This is a genomic window from Nocardia sp. NPDC050710 (genome assembly GCF_040654375.1).
GTDB lineage: Bacteria > Actinomycetota > Actinomycetes > Mycobacteriales > Mycobacteriaceae > Nocardia.
Genome location: NZ_JBFAHV010000030.1, coordinates 1 through 18,604 on the forward strand (window position 1 = coordinate 1; position 18,604 = coordinate 18,604).

The following is an 18,604-nucleotide window of genomic DNA, read 5'->3' on the forward strand; positions in this document are numbered from 1 at the left end:
CGAGCCATCGCCACCGGATACGACAAGACCGCGACCTCTTATCGAGGCATGCTCGACCTGGCCACCCTGCTCGTATGGCTTTGAGGACGGCCCCTGGCGCCTAAGGCGTTGGTGTATTCGATCTCGGCCTGGGAGGTGACGTACTCAGCCCAGGTTGGGTTCCGTCGAGATGTTCGGGGCAGGTGTTGAGGCCGGCGCGGTAGCCGCGTCCGATTCTGCCGGGGAACGGGATCCTCAGCATCCGTTGTGGCCGCTCATGCATTGTGCGCCAGGCGATCGATCAGCTGTTCCAATGTGAGAACCTCAGGGCATCCGAAGTCCGGGGCCCTTCCGGTGGGAGCGTGTTCGCTCAACTCGGCCACACGGTTGGCGACTTCAGCTGAGGCGACCGGTTGGAACTGAAAATCCAGCGGCAGCGGTGCGATCGGCCACCGCCCCGCCGTATGCAGCCCGAACGCGATCAATTCGTGGAACTGAGTCGCGCGAACGATGGTGTATGGCAGACCGCTGGCTTCGATGAGACGTTCGCAGGCGAGTTTGTTGCGGTAGTAGCGGAACGGGATGCGATCGATACCGACGATCGAGGGATGCACGATGTGTTCAACGCCGGTAGCCGCAGCGAGCAGATGCTCGGTCACCCTCGGGTCCGGCTGCCCAGCCTTGCGTGCATCTCCTCGCGCTCGGCCATCGTCAAGTGCTGGCTGCGCCGCCGTGGCGGCGGCCGGTGAACTCCTCCGGTCTGAGCGAGAAACCTCCGCACATGCTGCAACGGCAACCCGAGCAACCGAGCAATCGCGCTGAACGACTCACCAGCCCGCCGCCGACGCCACACCTCGTCCTGACGAGCAGCAGACATCCCGCAATCCCGCACCCAAACCTCCACGCCGACATAATCATCCACGCGGTGATGCAGTGATCCCTTGAGCCCAAGATCGTTACCACGACACCGTTGGTAGGTCCACCGCCGCTGCCTTGATTCGCTACGCGGGTTCCCCAGCGCCGCTCGATGAACGAGTCGTTATCGGTCGGGTCGGCAGGTTGTATCGGTGTCCGGGAGTTGACCGTGCATGAGGTATTCGATGACTGCGGAGGTGGCGCAGGTGCTGGTGGTCGGGATCGAGCCGGGTAGGCCGTTGGGCAGGGTTTGCGGCAGGACCAGGTGATGCTGTGTGCCGGGGACTGTGATGAGCCGGGAATTCGGGATAGCGGCGTGTGCAGCTCGAGCTCCGGAGATCGGTGTTACCGGATCCTTCTCGTTGCTGATCAGCAGGGCGGATGTGATGTGATCGAGAGGTGCCGAGTTCGGGTCGTGGTGTGGTTCGGGCCAGAAGGCGCAGGCCGCGGTGAAACCCATGCCGAGGTAGGTCAGCGGTGCTTGGGCCGCGACTTGTTGTGCGGTGGTGACGATCTCGTCGAGGTCGTGGCTCCAGCCGGCGTCGTTGCAGTTGCGTGCGGTCCACCAGCCGACTCGGGAGCCGGCCCGGACAAGGTCCCCATTGAGCTCGTCGGTGAGTGGCGGTAGGCGAAAGGTCACGGCTGCGTTGAGCTGCGCGGCGGGAGACGGGCTATACATCGCGGCGTGCAGGGTGAGTAGCTTCCGCTCCAATGCCTCATACGGTCCGTTGCCGACACCGAAGAGGACTGTGTTCAAGTCGTTTCCGCTGAAGGTTCGATCGAGGGGCAGCGCGAGGGGGTGGGCCGTCAGGTCGGCACGCATCCGCGTGAGCGCGGCGAGGACGGCCTCACGACTGTCCCCGAAGGGTGTGCCGCGGGTGGCGAGCCAGGGGGCGAACGCGTCCTCGATCGTCCGCTGCTGGTGCAGGACGCGGTCTCGGTGCGCATCGGCGAGGGAGCGGGCCGGATCGATGATCGAGTCGAGCACCAGCCGGTCGATATTGCCGGGGAACGTGCGCGCCAACTCCAACCCGAGCGCGGTCCCTTGGGAGGCGCCGAGGTAGCTCCACGTCGGGGCGCCCAGCAGCGACCGCACCAGATCCAGGTCCCGCACCGTCTGCCAGTAGTCGACAGCACCGAGAACAGTCCTGCCGGTCGGCGTCCGCGCCGACCGCTGCACGCAAGACTGGATCCATGCTTTGGCCTGCGACAGCTGTCGGTGCACCGACGCCGGCGAGAAATCGAGGATGTCGGCGCCGTCGTTGCGGCCGGTCGCCAGCAGCTGCGGATCGCCGGAACTGTTCACGTCACAGTCGGCCGCGGTGCTCGACAGGCTTGTGCCGCGCGGGTCGAAGCCGATGAGGTCATAGGAGTCACGTAGCTCCGGAATAGCGGTGGCCCACTGGATGGGATTGAGCAGGGTGCCGGCGCCGGGGCCTCCTGGACTCGTCAGCAGGGGACGTCCCATGCCTCGTCCCGGCAGCCGCGAAATCTCGAAACTCACGGTCGGCCCTGCTGCGGGATCCGACCAATCCAGCGGCGTCTGCACGCTCGCGCACTGCAACCCGTCGAGCAGCGCCGTACGCGCTGCCGCTGCTACCTCGCCATCCAGGAGGTCCTGAAGCCCTGTTTCGCCACACGGCTTCCAGGCCAGACTCTGATCTGCGATGGCCGCGGGGACCGGTGGGGATTCACTCGGATCGGCTGTGTGGGCCAGCGGTGTCGGACCGAATTCGAGGTTGTAGGTGCCGCTGTCGGCGGCCGCGTACCCGCCCGAAAGACTCAGCGCGAGAACCAGAATAGATATCCGGGACACTGGTCCCATCGAACGCCGCACAGGCAACTCCCCTCGTCCCGTGACAGACCGTAGCCAACCTAACCGGCTCGATGACGAGTCGCCACTGCTGTCAGGCAACTACTCAACCATGAAACCGACCGGCAAGAAGAGCGGCCGAACCACAACTGGCCCCACCTGTGTAAGAACTACCGTGCTTCGGGCTCCGAGACACCGGTGGTCGGTGCAATCCGCGCCATCCGATAGTGCGAGAACAGCGCCACCAAACGCTGCGAGTCACACATTCCGGCGACTTCTCGGCCGGGCTGCGGGCCGCGGATGGTCAGTTGGTGGGGCCGGCGCTGGTCTGTTCGACCAGGGTGGCGGTGGCGCGGTCGAGGAATTCGCAGAATAGTTTGTGCTCGTCGGGGGTGAATCGGTCGGTGAGGGCGCGTTCGAGCACGATGACTTCCTGGTAGGCGCGGTCGAGCAGGTCGCGGCCGGCCGGGGTGAGGGTGGCGATCATGACTTTGGCGTGCACCGGGGACGGTTGCCGGTCGATGAGTCCTTTGTTCTGTATGCCGGTCAAGACGGTGGCCATGCTCTGCTGGGTGACTCCGCACGCGCGAGCCAGTTGGGCACCGGACATAGCGTCGTCGCGGGACAGGGTCAGCAGCACCGTGTATTGGGTCATGGTCAGCCCGTAACCGCGCAGCACCGCCTCGTGGTGGGCCATGAGCGCCTGCTCGGCGCGGCGGATCCGGGTGCACACGTATTCCTCGACGGGCACATCGACCATGTCACAACTCCCTCAGTTGACTCAGGTATCTGATACTGCTTAAGTTCCTGTATCAGGATACTGAGTCAACACAGAAAGTTGTATGCAATGAAGGCTGTTGTACTGGACACCTATGACACATTCCGGATCTCGGAGGTCGACGAGCCTGTGGCCGGGCCGGGTGAGGTCGCGATCCGTGTCGTCTATGCGGGAGTGCAGTACGGCGACGTGCTGGTGCGCGGAGGGCATTTTCCGATCCCGCGCCCGTTCGTGCCGGGCTTCGAAGCCGCAGGCGAGATCATCGCGGTGGGCGAGGGCGTGGACGAGGGCAGGATCGGTGAACAGGTGGTCGCGTTGGTCGGCGGGGGCGGTTACGCCGAGACCGTGACCGCGCCCGCGGTGCTGGCCATCAATGCCTCGGGCGTCGACCCGCGTACCGCGGGCGCGTTCGGGTGGGTGACTCCGACCGCCTACGACCTGGTCGATACCGTCGCCGGAGTCCGGGACGGGGACAGTGTGCTGATCCATGCCGCCGCCGGTGGTGTCGGGTCGCTGGCTGGGCAGTTCGCCGCTGCCGCGGGCGCGGAACGGATCGTCGGGGTGGTCGGCAATGCCGGTCAGCTCGATTACGCGCGCCAGTTCGGCTACCACGACGTGCTGACGCGAGAGCAGTTCCCCGATGTCCTGGGTGAGGAGAAGTTCGACGTAATCCTCGACCCGGTCGGCGGGGCTACCCGGGTCGCGAGCCTGGCCCGGCTGGCGGCGCACGGCCGGATCGTGGTTTACGGCAACATCGCTACCTTCGAACCGGTCACCGTGTCGGCCAACGACCTGCTGATGCACGGTCAGTCGCTGATGACCTACAACAGCAACCTGGCCAGCCGGACCCGCCCGCAGCGGCTCGCCGACAGTGCCTCTCGCGCGATGGCGTTGATCGCTGACGGGTCGGTGCGGGTCGATGTCACCGCCGAATACGCCCTCGCCGACGTCGAGACCGCGATCGCGAATCTGGCTGACGGAGTGACCCGCGGCAAGAGCATCGTCCGCATCGGATGAATCGCCGTCCCCGATCCGGCCGGGACACCTCATCAGGTATCCCGCGCCGGATCGGGGACCGTGCCTGGCAGTGATCAACTGCTTCGGGGTGACGGAGCATGACCGGTCCACGCAGGATCCGAGCGGGCTAACCGACCTGAAAGCAAACACCGTAATGCCCTGCAGCGCTTGCCATGGTGCTCGCCGACGATCTCGGGCTCGAGGGATCACTGCATCAACTCATGGATGACTCCGTGCACGCTCGGAGCGATGATCGATGGCAATTGCATTAGCACTAATGTAAATTTTGGAGCATGCAGGTGCTTTCGTCGCCGGGGCTCGGTGAGCTTCTTCGGTATGTCGGCGAGCTGATCGATCGAGGCGCCGAGGAGGTGTACGCCTCACTCGGTATGTCGTACCGCCCTCGGTACACCCCGGTGTTGCGGGCGATGAGCGACGGTGCATCAACCGTCACGGACATCACCAACCGGACGCACGTCACGCAGAGTGCAATCAGCCAGACCGTGGGGCTGATGGTGGCGGACGAGCTGCTCGAACGGGAGCAACTTCACGATGGCCGCATGAGCGGCCTGCGTCTGACCGACAAAGGGCGCGGTCTCGTCGAGCAGCTCGAGCCGCATTGGGAGGTCACGTTCGCGGCGGTCGTGGACTTGGAAAGGGAGATCGGATTCCCGATCCGGCGAGTTCTCGCAGACACTGCAAGCGTGTTGGAGCGCACGGGGTTCGCGGATAGGATCCGCGCGGCTCGGCAACATAAGGAGCAGCCGACTGTGTTGCCCGCACAGGGCGGAACACAGGGCAAGAATTGGTTCGATCGCGGGGGGCTGGCGTACGCGCGCTTCCGTCCGGAGTATCCGGACCGTCTCGCGATGTTCCTCGCCGCACTGGCGCCGGCCGCGGATCTCGCGGTCGATGTCGGATGCGGAACCGGGCAACTGACCGCCCAGCTCGCTCCCTACTTCCGTGCCACGATCGGTCTCGATCCGAGCGCCGAGCAAATCGAGCATGCTCAACCGCAGCAGGGGGTCCGTTACGTCCGGGCGCCTGCCGAGAAGCTGGCTGTCCCGGATCGCAGTGCTGCCCTGATCACCGCCGCCCAGGCGGTGCATTGGTTCGACCGGCCCGCGTTCTATTCCGAGGTCCGCCGGATCGCCGTCGAAAGCGCGGTGCTCGCGTTGATCAGCTACGGGGTAGTGCAACTCGAACCCGACCTGGCCGACCGGTTCGACCGCTTCTACCGCGACGAGATCGGCCCGTACTGGCCGCCGGAACGCAAGCTCGTCGACAGCGGCTACACGGACCTCGACTTCCCGTTCGAGGAATACCCGGCACCACCGATGCGCATCACGAAGGACTGGAACCTCAACGAGGTGCTTGGTTACCTGTCGACCTGGTCGGCGGTCCGACGAGTCGATGACGCGGGCAAGCCCGAGGTACTGCACGCCTTCGCGGAGGAACTGACCGACCTGTGGGGTGATCCTATGAAGCCGCGACAGGTCAGCTGGCCCGTCAACATGAGAATCGGAATCGTATGAACACCTTCGATGGACAACACCCGACCCTTCGCCTCGGCCTGTCGCACCGCGAGCATATGGTCGTCGGTGCGCAACACACCGTTCCCCGTGTGGAACCGTCGTGGCCCGGGTTCGTCGACATGCCACCGGTGTTCGCCACCGCGATGATGATCGGATTCGTCGAACAGACCTGCATCACCGCACTTCGGCCATATCTGTCCGACAAGCAACGAACGGTCGGCACCCACGTCGACGTCAGTCATGTCGCCGCAACGCCGGAAGGCATGACCGTGACCGCCGATATCACCCTCACCGACATCGACGGCCGAACCCTTGAATTCGACGTTACCTGCCACGACGAATCCGGCCTGATCGGTTCAGGAACTCACCGCCGAGCGATCATCGACATCGACGCCTTCATCAATCGCGTCATCGGAAAGCGGCCGCAGCCACGCACAAGCGCCTGACGAGCCGAACTCTCACCCGCAAATGTGGTGGGCTTTCAGACCTTTCGCGTGGTGCCCAGCGAAATGCCAGCCGTTGGAGAACAACCTGTCGTCGGCGAATATGGACTTCGAGGACTTCTCCACCAATGTCGACGTGGATGGAGTGTTCCGCGGCTTCTGGTGCGGACCGCCGAACGCCCAGTGCGGTCCGGCCGAGCCGTCGACTGCGAGCGGCATTTCCGAATCTCGGCGGTTGAAGTTGATCCGCCCGGCGATGACGAATCATCACCGGGCGGATCGCTTCCCCGATTGCCGTATGGACGCCGCCACGTCACACGACGGGCCAACTGTATCCCTGTCTTCCGCATTCGGCTGTCACGGCGCGCCGAAACGTGGCGTGTCGCGTGTCGGGCATCGGTTCGACGCCGCGGACAGTGGGATGTCGGCGGTTGTCAGTTCGGGATGGTGACAGGGTCGGCGCAGCTGGCGAGGGCGTCGACGAAGGAGCAGGGTTTGGGTGCTCGGGTCGGGTGGTAGTCGCGGGGGACGCCGCCGTTGCGAGTGATATTCACGTAGGCGGGAACGGCGTCGGTGGGCTTGCGGGTCAGTGACGGGTCGGTCAGCACGTCGACGGTGTGCAGGCCGAAACGCGGGGTGTAGGAGCCCCATTCGTAGTTGTCGGTAAGGCTCCAGTAGTTGTAGCCCATCAGGTTCATGCCGTCGGCCTTGGCGCGCTGGAGCCAGTAGACGGTGTCGCGGAGATTGTCGGCGCGGGTGTAGCCATCGAAGCGGGGGAGGCCGTTTTCGGTGGGCATGCCGTTTTCGACGATGTAGAGGGGTTTGCCGGGGAAAGCGCGTGAGTAGTGCTCGAGCGCGTAATAGATGCCCTCGGGTTGGAGCGGGTTCTTCCAGAGCTCGGTGAAGTTGGTCATCCCGGCGAGGTTGTCGGGGGATAGGCCGTAGTAGTAGTCGATGCCGATGTAGTCGAGCTTGCCCGCGATGCGGGACATGATGGTCGCGCCGTTGATCGCGTCTTCGGCCGCGGGGATGTACGCGACATTGCTGGTGACCATGGCGCCCGGCTGGGCTCGGTGGATGTAGTCGTAGATACTGCTGTGCGCCTGGACGATCCGGTCGAACATGGCTGGCGCCGCGAGGGGTGAGATGCCGCCGTGCCGGGTCTCGTTGAGTACGTACATGGCTGGTTCGTTGAAGGTGACCCACAGTGGATCGGCGGCGGTGTAGCGGTCGACGACCTTGTGCGCGTTGGTCAGCCAGTCCTCGACGATGCCCGCGTTACCCCAGCCGCCGCGGTCGACCTCCCAGCCGGGGTAGACCCAGTGATCGAGGGTGAGCATGGGGCGCATGCCCGCGGCCTGGATGGTGGCGATGATGTTGTCGTAGAAGCGGAATCCGTTCTCGTCCCATTCGCCGGGCCTGGGCTGCACGCGTGCCCACTCGATGCCGATGCGGTAGACCTTCACGCCCAATTGCGCGGCCAACTCGATGTCGGAGCGGTAGCGGGTGGCGAAATCGACCGAATTGTCATATGGGTCCTCGGTTTTGCCCGCCGCGACGTACCTCGACCAGTTGCTGTCCGGCGCATGCCCTTCCGACTGGTAGCCCGAGGCGGCGACACCCCAGAGGAAATCCGCGCCGAGCGGCGCGATCTGCGCGGGTGGTGCGGGTCGAGCCTGGGCGGGGGCGGTGCCGCCGATGAGCAGCGCGGAGGTAGCGACCGCGAGGGTGGCCAAGGCGTGGCGGCGATTCTGTGATCGCATCGAACTCCTTTTTCGGACACGCAAACCGCAGCGAAATCGCGGCGTTGGTGTTCGTGCGCTCACACACTACGTCTGAGACCGTGCTCGGGTCAGCCGGTTTGGCGACGAGGATGCCGATGCTCCGCGCGAGTTGCCCAATCACGTCACCGGGTGGCCTCCGGCAGAGGCCACCCGGCAACAACGTGGAGGAGCGGCGAGAGCCTTACACGACCGCCGGGCGCCGGGCGGCGTTGTCGGCAATGGCCGCGACGATTTCGTCGAACAGCGGCGCGGGGATGTCGTGGCCCATCGCATCGAACGGCAGGTAGGTCGATCCGGGGATTGCCGCGTGGGTGGCCTCGCCGCCGGCGATCTTGATGAGCGAATCCTCGGCGCCGTGAATGACCAGCGCGGGCAGCTGCAACTGCTGGAGGCGACTCCTGCGGTCGGGAGCGATGATGGACGCGGTCACCTGTCGTGCCGGGCCGTCGGGGTGGCGTGCGCGATCGTAGGCCTGGGTCGCGAGTGCGCGGCGGCGCTCCCTGTCGGCGTAGGTCTTCGAGCCGATGAGGGTGTAGAGGTCGACGATTTGCTCGATCGCCTCCTCACGATCCGGTGACAGTGGTTTGGTCAGCTCTTGGAGTACGTCCCCATCGGCCATGCCGATGCTGATGTGCGGGGTGCTCATGATCGAACACAGCGACCGCACCCGCTCGGGGTACTCGATCGCGAGGAGTTGGGCGACCATCCCGCCCATCGACGCGCCGACGACGTGCGCCTGCTCGATATCGAGATGATCGAGCAGCTCGACGGCGTCGCGTGCGATCGCCCTCAGGTAGTACTGGCTCGGCGTGATCTTCCACTCGGTCAGACCGCTGTCGCGGTTGTCGGGACGGATCACCCGGTAGCCGCGTTCGCCGAGGCGGTCGACGATTTCCTGGGGCCAGTGGATCAGCTGCGAGCTGAGCCCCATGATCATCAGCAGCGGTTTCCCCGACGGATCACCCTCGTCGCGGTAGCACATCCTGACCTCGGACAGATCAGCGAATCGGTCGCGCTCATCGATCATGACAAACCTCCCGAAAGTTGTGGCCGACGACAGCGAACATACAGCAATCAAGACGTGGCGATGTGAAATCGCCAGTAAATCAATGTTTATTCACCATACGGCAGCGTATCCCACCGATTGCTCTCGGGAGATGGCAATGGTGTGGCAACAAGGAATGTGTACGAGCCGATGCGGGCACTGCCGGTTCGACCGTCCGAACCCGACGGATGGGTGCCGATGTCACCGCAAGAGATGGCCTGTGGCACTACGGGTGAGGGGTTCCGCTGCTCACACTATGGCACCTTCGGCGCTGATTCGGTGTCGCGGAATGTGATTCATCCCGCGGCCCCCGGATGAGAGCACTCGGTCCTTGGATCGGAGGGCATTCGGCCCTGGGCGGCGGTGGATCGCGATGGTGGCATGGGGAACCGAAGGATTCGAGCCTAATGCGAGCGCATCTCCGAATGCGAGCGCCGACTGCGGCCGTGGATCGATGACGTAATGGACACCCGTGATCGAGAGGGAACCGGGTCACCGGTACTCGTCGAGAAGGAAAGGTAGGCAACACCGTTGACGCGTGATCTGACCCAGCGCGAAATACTCACCGAGCTGGAGCCGATGGCCGAGGACTGCGTGCACCGACACCTGTCGATGGCCAAGGATTGGCACCCGCACGATTACGTGCCATGGGATGAAGGCCGCAACTTTGCCGCTCTCGGCGGAATCGATTGGGAGGCCGAACAATCCGGGCTCAGTGAGGTCGCCAAGGCGGCGATGATCACAAATCTGCTCACCGAAGACAATTTGCCCTCCTATCACCGGGAGATCGCCGAGAACTTCTCCCGCGACGGCGCCTGGGGCACCTGGGTGGGACGGTGGACCGCCGAGGAAATGCGCCACAGCACCGTAATTCGCGACTACCTGGTGGTGACCCGTGGTGTCGATCCGGTCGCACTCGAAGAAGCCAGGATGGTACATATGACCAGTGGCTTCTCATCCGGGGTCAGCGCGGCCGATGTGGACAGCGGCGCTGGATTCCTGCACTCGGTTGCCTACGTGAGCTTTCAGGAGTTGGCCACCCGGGTGACGCATCGCAACACCGGCCGAGTGTGCAACGACGCGATCGCCGACAAGATGTTGCAGCGCATCGCCGCGGACGAGAACCTGCACATGATCTTCTATCGCACGATGTGTGGTGCGGCCCTGGATCTGGTGCCGGATCAGGCTATCGAGGCCATCGCCACTGTCGTGCAGAACTTCCGGATGCCCGGTGCCGGAATGCCCAACTTCCGCCGCAACGGTGTGCTCATGGCCAAGCACGGCGTCTATGACTTACGCCAGCACCTCGAAGAGGTATTGCAGCCGGTGCTGCGTCAGTGGAATCTCTTCGGCCGCACCGATTTCAGCGGGCGCGGTGAGCAGGTGCGGGAACAGCTGGCGGCGTTTCTCGAAGATATGGAGAAGGTGAAGATTCCGCGCTTCGAGGAGCAGCGCGACCGCGCTTTGGCTCGCGAACGGGCCCGTGTCTGAACGGCCGGTGATCGCCGCGGACCCGATGACGCTTCACCGGGCCTCGGCGTGGCTGCTGCTCCTCGGTGGTCTGCTCGGCTGGCTGGCCTCGATCACCTTGACCATCGAGCGCTTCAAGCTGTTCACCGAACCCGGCTACCACCCATCGTGCAGTATCAATCCGATCCTGTCCTGTGGATCGGTGATGGTGACCGAGCAGGCCGCGGTCTTCGGGTTCCCCAATCCCATCCTCGGCGTAGTGGGTTTCTCGGTGATGGTCACCTTCGGTGCGTCGGTGGTGGCCGGGGCAGGATTCCCGCGCTGGATCTGGGGCGGTTTGTGGTCGGGTACCGCGGTCGGTGTCGGATTCGTGTGCTGGTTCATCTTCCAGACCCTGTACCGGATCAATGCGCTGTGTCCGTATTGCATGGTGGTGTGGGTCGCCACGCCCTTGCTGCTGATCGTGGTGAGCGGTCGGCTGTGGGGCGGGACGGGCGGTCCACTCGGTGTCCTCGTGCAATGGCGCTGGACCGTGCTGGCACTGTTCTACGCGGTGGTGCTGCTCCTGGTTTTTCTACGCTTTCAGGACTATTGGCTATCTCTGCTGTAATCGGCGAATCCGGCCATGGCCGCGACGATGCCGTCGATCCGCCCGGTTCGAGCACGTGGCCGAAGTCGGCCGGAATAGGGACCAACGTCCCTGATTTCCGAGATGTGACGTCGGTAGGGTCCGGGGCGTGGACACCGTCGCGCAACATCTCTTGTGGTTTCTTCCGATGCTGTGGCTGGGCATGGTGCTGGCCATTTCATTCCTGGAGGCACCGCTGAAGTTCCGGGCGCCGGGGATCACGCTCCCGCTCGGTCTCGGCATCGGACGACTGGTGTTTCGTGCGCTGAATATCGCCGAAACCGGATTGGCCGTCCTACTGATCGGAGCAAGTCTGATCTTGTCTCCCGGCGGGGCGGCGTGGGCCTGGCTCAGCGCCGCCGTCGCTATCCTTGCCGCGCAGATCCTGGTGATCCGGCCGCCGCTGACGCGCCGCGCCGATCGAGTGCTGGCAGGTGAGGAATTGCCGCGCTCGGGCGCCCACTACTGGTATGTCGGCCTGGAATCGGCCAAGGTCGTGACCCTGATCGGTCTGGCCATCGCCGCCGCACCCTAGGCCGTCGGGCCACACAGGCGGCGACACGCAGAGATGCGCTGACGCAGGGACCTACGGTTCGAGCTCGAGGCCAGGCGAGCGAGATCCGGTGCGAGGGGGTGCCGGTGTGCGGGGGCAAACGGTCCGGGCGCGCGCAACTTGCAGCAATTGCCATGGCACAGTTTCGCCGAATGCGGAGGTGACGACATGGGTGTGCTCGATCGTCGGACAGTTCTGGTCGGCGCGCTGACCGCGGTGGTGGCGGGGTGCGGGGGAGACGAATCTTCGGAGCAAACCCACACGCCGCAAGCTCCGCCGCAGACCGCGAAGGCCGCCTTCGACAGGCTGATGGCAGGCAACCAACGCTGGATCGACGGCAACCTGGACCACCCCGACCGGGATCCGGATCGACGTGAGCTGCTGGCCCAGAATAAGCAGCCATATGGGGTCGTACTGTCGTGTATCGATTCGCGCGTTGCGCCGGAGCTGGTGTTCGACACCGGACTCGGCGATTTGTTCGTGATGCGCACCGGCGGCCTCGCGGTGGGTCCCGTCGTGATCGGATCCGTCGAATACGGCCCGATGACCAGCGGCACACCGTTGATCATGGTCCTCGGGCACCAGCGCTGCGGTGCGGTGGCCGCGGCATACAAGGCCCTGCGGGAGGGCACCGCACTGCCGGGCAATCTGCAGTCGATCGTGGAGGCATTGCGCCCGGCATACGAGCTGATGGATTCGCCGGGCGATGACCCGGTCGAGACTATGGCCCGCATCCAGATCGAGTTGACCGCGCAAAACCTACGGCGCAACAACGACCTCGCGCCCCTGGTGGAGCGTGGCGCTCTTTCGGTCGTCGGCGCCTACTACTACCTCGACACCGGGCGGGTCGAAGTGCTCGACGGAGCCCCGGCCTGATACCGCCTCTTGCGCATGACTCGTTGAGCGGGTAATCCGGATACCAGGAGGTGTTCGATGCTGCCCTCCGCATCCGATCCCTTGACGCGGACAGAAGAAGTCATCTTGTCGTCGGAGTCCATCCGGCTGACGGGGATACTGGCTGTCCCGCAGAACTCCACCGGCCTGATCGTCTTCGCGCACGGCAGCGGGAGCGGACGGCACAGTCCACGGAATCGGCTGGTCGCCGATGTACTGAACCGAGCGGGACTCGCGACCATGCTCGTCGACCTGCTGACCGCGGCCGAGGAGGGTGACCGTGCGCGTGTTTTCGATATCGAGCTGCTCGCCGAACGTCTCGTCGAGGTGACCCGCGGGCTACGCACGCGGTCGGTCCTGAGCGGTCTTCCGACGGGATATTTCGGGGCGAGTACCGGTGCGGGCGCCGCCCTGTGGGCGGCCACCGAACCCGGCACCGAGATCGCGGCCATCGTCTCCCGTGGCGGTCGCCCCGATCTGGCCGGTCCGCGGCTGGCGCACGTTCGCGCGCCGACGCTGCTGATCGTCGGCGGTAACGACCGGCGGGTGTTGGAGCTCAATCGCGAGGCCCAGCTGCGGATGCCGTGTCCGAGCGAAATCGACGTCGTCCCCGGTGCGACGCACTTGTTCGAGGAGCCCGGTGCGCTCGAGCAGGTGGCGGATCTGGCCCGCGACTGGTTCCGCTGCCATCTCAGTGTTGTGCGGTCTTGAACACCGCCGGCAGGCCGTCGGGTCGCGGTACGACACGGGTACCGAAGTCGCGGCTGATGTACTCGATCGTCTCGCACAGCCATTGAGAGTCGTCGTGCGTGGCCGATTGCAGGCGCATGTGCCGGATCCGTAGCGGGATCATTCGCGTCTCCATCGCGCCGGGATCGATGGACACCAGATACAGCAGGCGAAGATCCGGGCGGTACCGCTCATAACCGCGGATGCCCTCGTAATCATCGATGGCGTCACCGCACCCGTACAGAATCGGTTTGCCATGGTAGATCTCGATCGGCCGCGGATGATGTGCGGAATGCCCGTGTACGACGTCGATTCCGGCATCGATCAACCGATGCGCGAACTGCCGTTCGCTGTATGGGACCCCGTAGCCCCAGTTGGGTCCCCAGTGTATGGAGACGATAGCGATATCGTCATTGCGCTTGTGCGCCAACACCTCTGCCGCCACCTCGTCGGCGGCGCGAATATTCGGTGAATCCCCTATCCACCACAGCCCCGGCCGATCGGCGCGCGCTGACCAATATTGTGGAACCCCACTCGATCCCGCACCGACCGAGACAATTACCACTCGTCGTCCGTCATCGATTTTCGTTACCGCCGGGGTCCGGGCATCGTCGGAATCCGCGCCCGCCCCGGCGCGCTGGATGCCCGCGGTATCGAGGGTTTCCACCGTGTCCGCCAGCCCTCGAATTCCGAAATCGAGAATGTGATTATTGGCGAGCGCGCAGACGACCGGTGCGATGGCGGTCAACACCGGCACGTTGGCCGGGTTCATGCGGTAGTGGATGCCCTTGGCGGGTGCGAACGCGTCATCGGCGGTGATTGCGGTCTCCAGGTTGATCAGCCGCACCTCCGGGTCGACCTGGGCAAGAATCGGTAGAACGTCACCCCACGGGTGGTCGAAGTCCACGGGATGCGCGAATTCACCGTGTGTATGCTCCGCCAACTCCACATACACCCGCGCATCGTCGACACTTCGTTCGTGCAGCGTCGGATCACCGGGGTGAGGAAGGATCTGATCCACACCGCGGCCCAACATGACGTCGCCGGCCAGTAGCACCGTCGCCATACCACCATTGTCGATCATTTCCGTCATATCGCTCAATGCGCGGCGGGATGGTGAACACCTCGAAGGCGTTGGTGGCCGGGTCTGCCATATTGCCGACCCTGTCGCGGCTGCTCGGGTCGGTCCGTCGCACGGTGGTCGCCGCGCTCATCGTGACGCCGTTGCCTCGCCGGGCGTCCCGATCTTCGTCTTGGCCGCCATCGGCTATGTGTGCGTCTACCGCGCGCTCGAAGCCTCGGGAACCGTTGTTGGACAGGCTCACTCACCGCGCCACGACGTCCTGGACACGCGCCCCGGTGCTTTCGGTCCAGTCGCTTGCCGGTGCGGGGGCGGGGAGGTGGGTTGAAGCGGGGGAGCGACGTCCAAATGCGTGGTGACAGTGTCTGTCGGACAGGGGAAGTGGGGGAGGTCAGGAATGGATCGACCCCTCCGGGGATAGCGGGGCGGCGCGTAGGCCGGACTCTGCGCAATCGCCATGTGCGGGGCAAGGGATCTGAACGTCGACCTGTCGCAGGCGTCGGAAATGAACATTCAGATACGTAGATATGCGCATCTACGCATGATTGCTCACCTCTTCGACCACAACCACCACCTACGTCGACAACACAACTCACGCACGCCGTATCAACAGCTGCACAGAGGAGAGGGGGCCTTCCGAATACCGGCGCAGACGCACCGATCCAAGACGCGCGCGATGTGAAATGAGCCCGCGGCCGTCGGATCAGCTCGGATCCACATCCGCCGCGGCGACGATGTACCCCTTGGGATCTCGCCAGCTCTCGCCGGGATGGGCACCGAACCAGTCCTGCACATCGCCCCGGAGATCGTCGAGGATGTCGGCACGGCTGGGATGATCAACGGGCACGCCGTAGAACGCGAACAGCGCCTCGGCGAACCGGACGAGCGGTGCGGGGCTGTTGAAGACGAGCGCGTTGTCGCAACGGTGGATCCGCACTGCGCCGAAGACCTCCGACATGAGCGGGGGCAGGCTCTGGGAGTCGACGGATGCGCGAAAGGAACCGGTCTGTTCGACGCCGTAGGTTCTGGCGTGTGCGGTGACGAGTTCGGCGGTGCGCGGGCAGTTCCGGGGATGGTTCACCACGATCGCCACGGTGCCGCCGGGCTTGACGGTGCGCCGGAACTCGCTGAGCGCCGCCCGTGGGTCGGGCACGTGGTACAGCATGTGGCGTGCGCTGAGCGCGTCGAAGGTGTTGTCGTCGAAAGGAATCTGAGTGGCGTCCGCGAGCACGCCGCGCACCCCGGGGATGATGTCGGCGGCGGCGGCCATGGTAGGTGAGCTGTCGATACCGACCAGCGGCCCCCGGTGGCCGGTCGCGACCAGGTCGGCGAGGAATCGCGCGTCGCCGCAGCCGATATCGGCCAGGTATTCGGCCCCGGACAGACCGAGCGCGTCCAGGACGTCGCCGGTCGGGTTGTTCACATTCTCGGAGTAGTGCTCATGGGTATCGATCCGCACGCGCAACGGGGTGGCGTCGGCATATTCGGCATCGAGACGGCTGCTCATCGGTGGTCGTCCTTCGGTCCAGTGGCCGTGGTGACTCCGGATCGCCCGAACATCGCAGGTCCGGTTCTGGCGGTGAGCGTACCCCTCCGGGCAGCCGCGGATGCCGTTTTCGCCGGGGGTAAGTGTGTGAGCGGGCGCGCTAATCCTTCGGCCGGGTGCCGGTGACGACCGGTAGCCGGGTGGTGATCGGGTCGGTGGCCGGTGTGGTGACGACCGGGTCGGCCAGAGGTCCGCCACCGGTGCGTTCGTCGTCGAGGATGGGTTCGCCGAGGCCGATGCGCTGTTGGATGCGCTTCATCCAGGCCGGGGCCCACCAGCAGTCGTCGCCGAGCAGTTTCATGGTGGCCGGTACCAGCAGCATGCGGAGAATGGTCGCGTCGATGAACAGCGCGGCGATCATGCCGAAGGCGACGTACTGCATCATCACCAGGTCCGAGAAGGCGAAGGCGCCGGTGACAACCAGCAGGATCAGCGCGGCCGCGGTGATGATATTGCCGGTGTGCGCGGTGCCGATGCGGATTGCCTCGCTGGTATCGGCGCCCTTGGCGCGGGCTTCGACCATGCGTGAGAGCAGGAAGACCTCGTAGTCGGTCGAGAGTCCGTAGATGATCGCGATGATCAGGACCAGCATATTCGACTGGATCGGCTGGGGCGTGAAGTTGAGCAGGCCTGCGCCGTGCCCGTCGACGAAGATCCAGGTGAGGATGCCCAGTGTGGAGCCGAGCCCCAGTGCGCTCATGAGTGCGGCTTTGATCGGTAGCACCAGCGATCCGAAGGTCAGGAACATCAGCAGGGTGGTGAGCAGCAGGACGAGCGCGATCATGACCGGGATCCGGTAGAGGAGCGCGTCGATGCTGTCCTTCTGGATGGCGGGCACGCCGCCGACGAGCATGGTGACATCGTCCGGCATCTCCATGGACCGGAGGTACTCGATGGTGGTGCCCGCCTCGTCGGAGTCCGCGAGGATGGCCCGCGTACGGTAGACGTCTTTCGCCACCGTGGAGTGTGATGGTATGTCGAAGTCGGCGGTCAGACCGGGGGCTTGGTTCGCTTGGGCGAGAACGGTTCCGATGGCGATCGGATTGTCGGAGACGAATATGAGTTCGAGGGGATCGGATCGGCGCTGAGCGAAGTGTTCGTCGATGGTGGCCTGCGCGAGGCGTGTCGGGTTGTCGGGTGGTAGGTAGCGCTCGCTGAATCCGCCGAAGATGAGGTTGCGGACCGGGAGGATGAGCAGGAGCAGCACTATGCACAGTGGCACGGCGATCTTCAGTGGGTGCCGCATGACCCAGCGGGTGGAGCGGCCCCAGAGCCCGTTCTCGATCTGTTCCGCGGTCTTGGTTTTGCGGAAGCGTTTGAGTCCGAGTGCATCTACGCGCGGGCCGAGGATCGCGAGGATGGCGGGCAGGATGGTGATGGCGGCGAGCGCGGCCAGTGAGACGGTTGCGATGGCGCCGTAGGCCATGGATTTGAGGAAGCCCTGCGGGAACAGCAGCATGCCGCCGAGGCTGGCGATGATCATGGTCGCGGAGAACACGACGGTGCGCCCTGCGGTCATTACCGTGCGGCGGACGGCGGCGCGGGTGTCGTAGCCGGCGGCGAGTTCTTCGCGGAATCGGCTGACGACGAACAGTCCGTAGTCGATGGCCAGTCCGACGCCGATCATCGAAACCACCGGTGAGACGAAGGAATTGACCTCGGTGAAGTTGGTGATGACGCGGATGATGCCGTTGGCACCGATGACGGTCAGGACGCCGAGGATCAGGGGGAGTGCGGCGGCGACGATGCCGCCGAAGATGAAGAGGAGGAGTAGGGCGACGACTGGGAACGCGAGGAGTTCCATGCGATGGGTGTCGTCGGCCATCGTGTCGGCGAGTGTGCCGGCCACCGGTTGCAGTCCGCCGACCTGGACGTCGATGCCCGGAATATAGAAGGCGTCCTTGACCTTCCGGTAGTTGCGGGCCATGTCGGTGTCGGTATCGCCGCGGATGGCGAGGGCGGCGACGGCATATTTCTTATCGTCGGTGGCGGCCTTGGCGCCGCTCAGTTTTCCGGTATCGGTGCGCCAGTACGCGGCGTTGATCCCACTGACTTCGTCCGGGTGGTCGCGGGGGAGGCTGTTGAGGTTGTCGATGACCTTGCGGCTGAATTCGGGGTCGTCGACGGTTTTGCCCTCTGGCGCGGTGTAGAGGACGACGACGTCGAAGTCGTGGTTACGTCCGAAGGCCTGGTCGGACAGGCGTGCGGCTTGGGCGGATTCCGATCCGGGATCGTCGAGGCCGCCGGAGCTGAGGTGGTCTTCGATGCCGAATCCGTAGCCGCCGAGGATGAGCAGGCCGGCCGTGACGATGCCGATGACGGCGAATCGCACCCGGTAGACCAGGTCCCCCCATCGCGTGAACATCAGCAGGCTCCGGGCAGGCGGAGGGGTGC

15 protein-coding genes and 1 pseudogene are annotated in these 18,604 nt (G+C 64.9%); 8 read left to right on the forward strand and 8 right to left on the reverse strand.

The window, feature by feature from the left end; all coding sequences use genetic code 11:
• Positions 1-254: 254 nt before the first annotated feature.
• The 3 genes from AB0H61_RS34130 to AB0H61_RS34140 form a co-directional block, all read right to left on the reverse strand.
• Complete coding sequence (locus AB0H61_RS34130) at positions 255-638, reverse strand: hypothetical protein (RefSeq protein WP_357311887.1); 384 nt, start codon at positions 636-638, stop codon at positions 255-257.
• A 380-nt stretch (positions 639-1,018) separates the two neighbouring features.
• Entirely contained in the window at positions 1,019-2,710 is a 1,692-nt protein-coding gene (locus AB0H61_RS34135) for an alpha/beta fold hydrolase (protein ID WP_357311888.1), read from the reverse strand.
• Positions 2,711-3,011: 301 nt separating this feature from the next.
• Positions 3,012-3,467, reverse strand: coding sequence for a MarR family transcriptional regulator (locus AB0H61_RS34140; protein WP_357311889.1), 456 nt, complete (start codon positions 3,465-3,467; stop codon positions 3,012-3,014).
• A gap of 87 nt (positions 3,468-3,554) precedes the next feature.
• Here AB0H61_RS34140 and AB0H61_RS34145 point away from each other — a divergent pair, with 87 nt between their 5' ends.
• From AB0H61_RS34145 to AB0H61_RS34155, 3 genes are all read left to right on the forward strand, one after another.
• Positions 3,555-4,502 carry a zinc-binding dehydrogenase gene (locus AB0H61_RS34145; protein ID WP_357311890.1) on the forward strand — a complete coding sequence of 316 codons (948 nt, stop codon included), beginning with the start codon at positions 3,555-3,557 and terminating at the stop codon, positions 4,500-4,502.
• 293 nt (positions 4,503-4,795) lie between these two features.
• Positions 4,796-6,037, forward strand: a complete 1,242-nt coding sequence (locus AB0H61_RS34150; protein ID WP_357311891.1) for a methyltransferase domain-containing protein — start codon at positions 4,796-4,798, stop codon at positions 6,035-6,037.
• Positions 6,034-6,483: a thioesterase family protein gene (locus tag AB0H61_RS34155; protein ID WP_357311892.1), complete on the forward strand. Its 450-nt coding sequence runs from the start codon at positions 6,034-6,036 to the stop codon at positions 6,481-6,483. The genes AB0H61_RS34150 and AB0H61_RS34155 overlap by 4 nt, the downstream gene beginning before the upstream one ends.
• A 431-nt stretch (positions 6,484-6,914) precedes the next feature.
• Here the strand turns inward: AB0H61_RS34155 and AB0H61_RS34160 are convergent, their stop codons facing one another.
• Together AB0H61_RS34160 and AB0H61_RS34165 are read right to left on the reverse strand one after the other, a co-directional pair.
• A complete protein-coding gene (locus tag AB0H61_RS34160; RefSeq protein ID WP_357311893.1) occupies positions 6,915-8,243 on the reverse strand; it encodes a family 1 glycosylhydrolase in 1,329 nt (442 codons plus the stop codon).
• A gap of 202 nt (positions 8,244-8,445) precedes the next feature.
• Complete coding sequence (locus tag AB0H61_RS34165) at positions 8,446-9,291, reverse strand: alpha/beta hydrolase (protein WP_357311894.1); 846 nt, start codon at positions 9,289-9,291, stop codon at positions 8,446-8,448.
• 549 nt (positions 9,292-9,840) lie between these two features.
• Here AB0H61_RS34165 and AB0H61_RS34170 point away from each other — a divergent pair.
• The 5 genes and pseudogenes from AB0H61_RS34170 to AB0H61_RS34190 form a co-directional block, all read left to right on the forward strand.
• The gene (locus AB0H61_RS34170; RefSeq protein ID WP_357311895.1) at positions 9,841-10,800 is read left to right on the forward strand and encodes an acyl-ACP desaturase; all 960 of its coding nucleotides are present in this window, start codon (positions 9,841-9,843) and stop codon (positions 10,798-10,800) included.
• A 25-nt stretch (positions 10,801-10,825) separates the two neighbouring features.
• Positions 10,826-11,389: a vitamin K epoxide reductase family protein gene (locus AB0H61_RS34175; protein ID WP_357311896.1), complete on the forward strand. Its 564-nt coding sequence runs from the start codon at positions 10,826-10,828 to the stop codon at positions 11,387-11,389.
• A gap of 127 nt (positions 11,390-11,516) precedes the next feature.
• Entirely contained in the window at positions 11,517-11,942 is a 426-nt protein-coding gene (locus AB0H61_RS34180; protein ID WP_357311897.1) for a hypothetical protein, read from the forward strand.
• 186 nt (positions 11,943-12,128) lie between these two features.
• Positions 12,129-12,836: a carbonic anhydrase gene (locus AB0H61_RS34185; protein ID WP_357311898.1), complete on the forward strand. Its 708-nt coding sequence runs from the start codon at positions 12,129-12,131 to the stop codon at positions 12,834-12,836.
• A 159-nt stretch (positions 12,837-12,995) separates the two neighbouring features.
• A pseudogene (locus AB0H61_RS34190) lies at positions 12,996-13,565 on the forward strand (phosphoribosyltransferase); the annotation flags it as partial.
• On the opposite strand, the gene AB0H61_RS34195 reads toward AB0H61_RS34190, so the two are convergent.
• From AB0H61_RS34195 to AB0H61_RS34205, 3 genes are all read right to left on the reverse strand, one after another.
• Positions 13,546-14,667: a CapA family protein gene (locus AB0H61_RS34195; RefSeq protein ID WP_357311963.1), complete on the reverse strand. Its 1,122-nt coding sequence runs from the start codon at positions 14,665-14,667 to the stop codon at positions 13,546-13,548. The pseudogene AB0H61_RS34190 and the gene AB0H61_RS34195 sit on opposite strands and share 20 nt — an antisense overlap.
• A 700-nt stretch (positions 14,668-15,367) precedes the next feature.
• Positions 15,368-16,171, reverse strand: coding sequence for a class I SAM-dependent methyltransferase (locus tag AB0H61_RS34200; RefSeq protein WP_357311899.1), 804 nt, complete (start codon positions 16,169-16,171; stop codon positions 15,368-15,370).
• A 139-nt stretch (positions 16,172-16,310) separates the two neighbouring features.
• The gene (locus AB0H61_RS34205) at positions 16,311-18,575 is read right to left on the reverse strand and encodes an MMPL family transporter (RefSeq protein ID WP_357311900.1); all 2,265 of its coding nucleotides are present in this window, start codon (positions 18,573-18,575) and stop codon (positions 16,311-16,313) included.
• Positions 18,576-18,604: the final 29 nt, after the last annotated feature.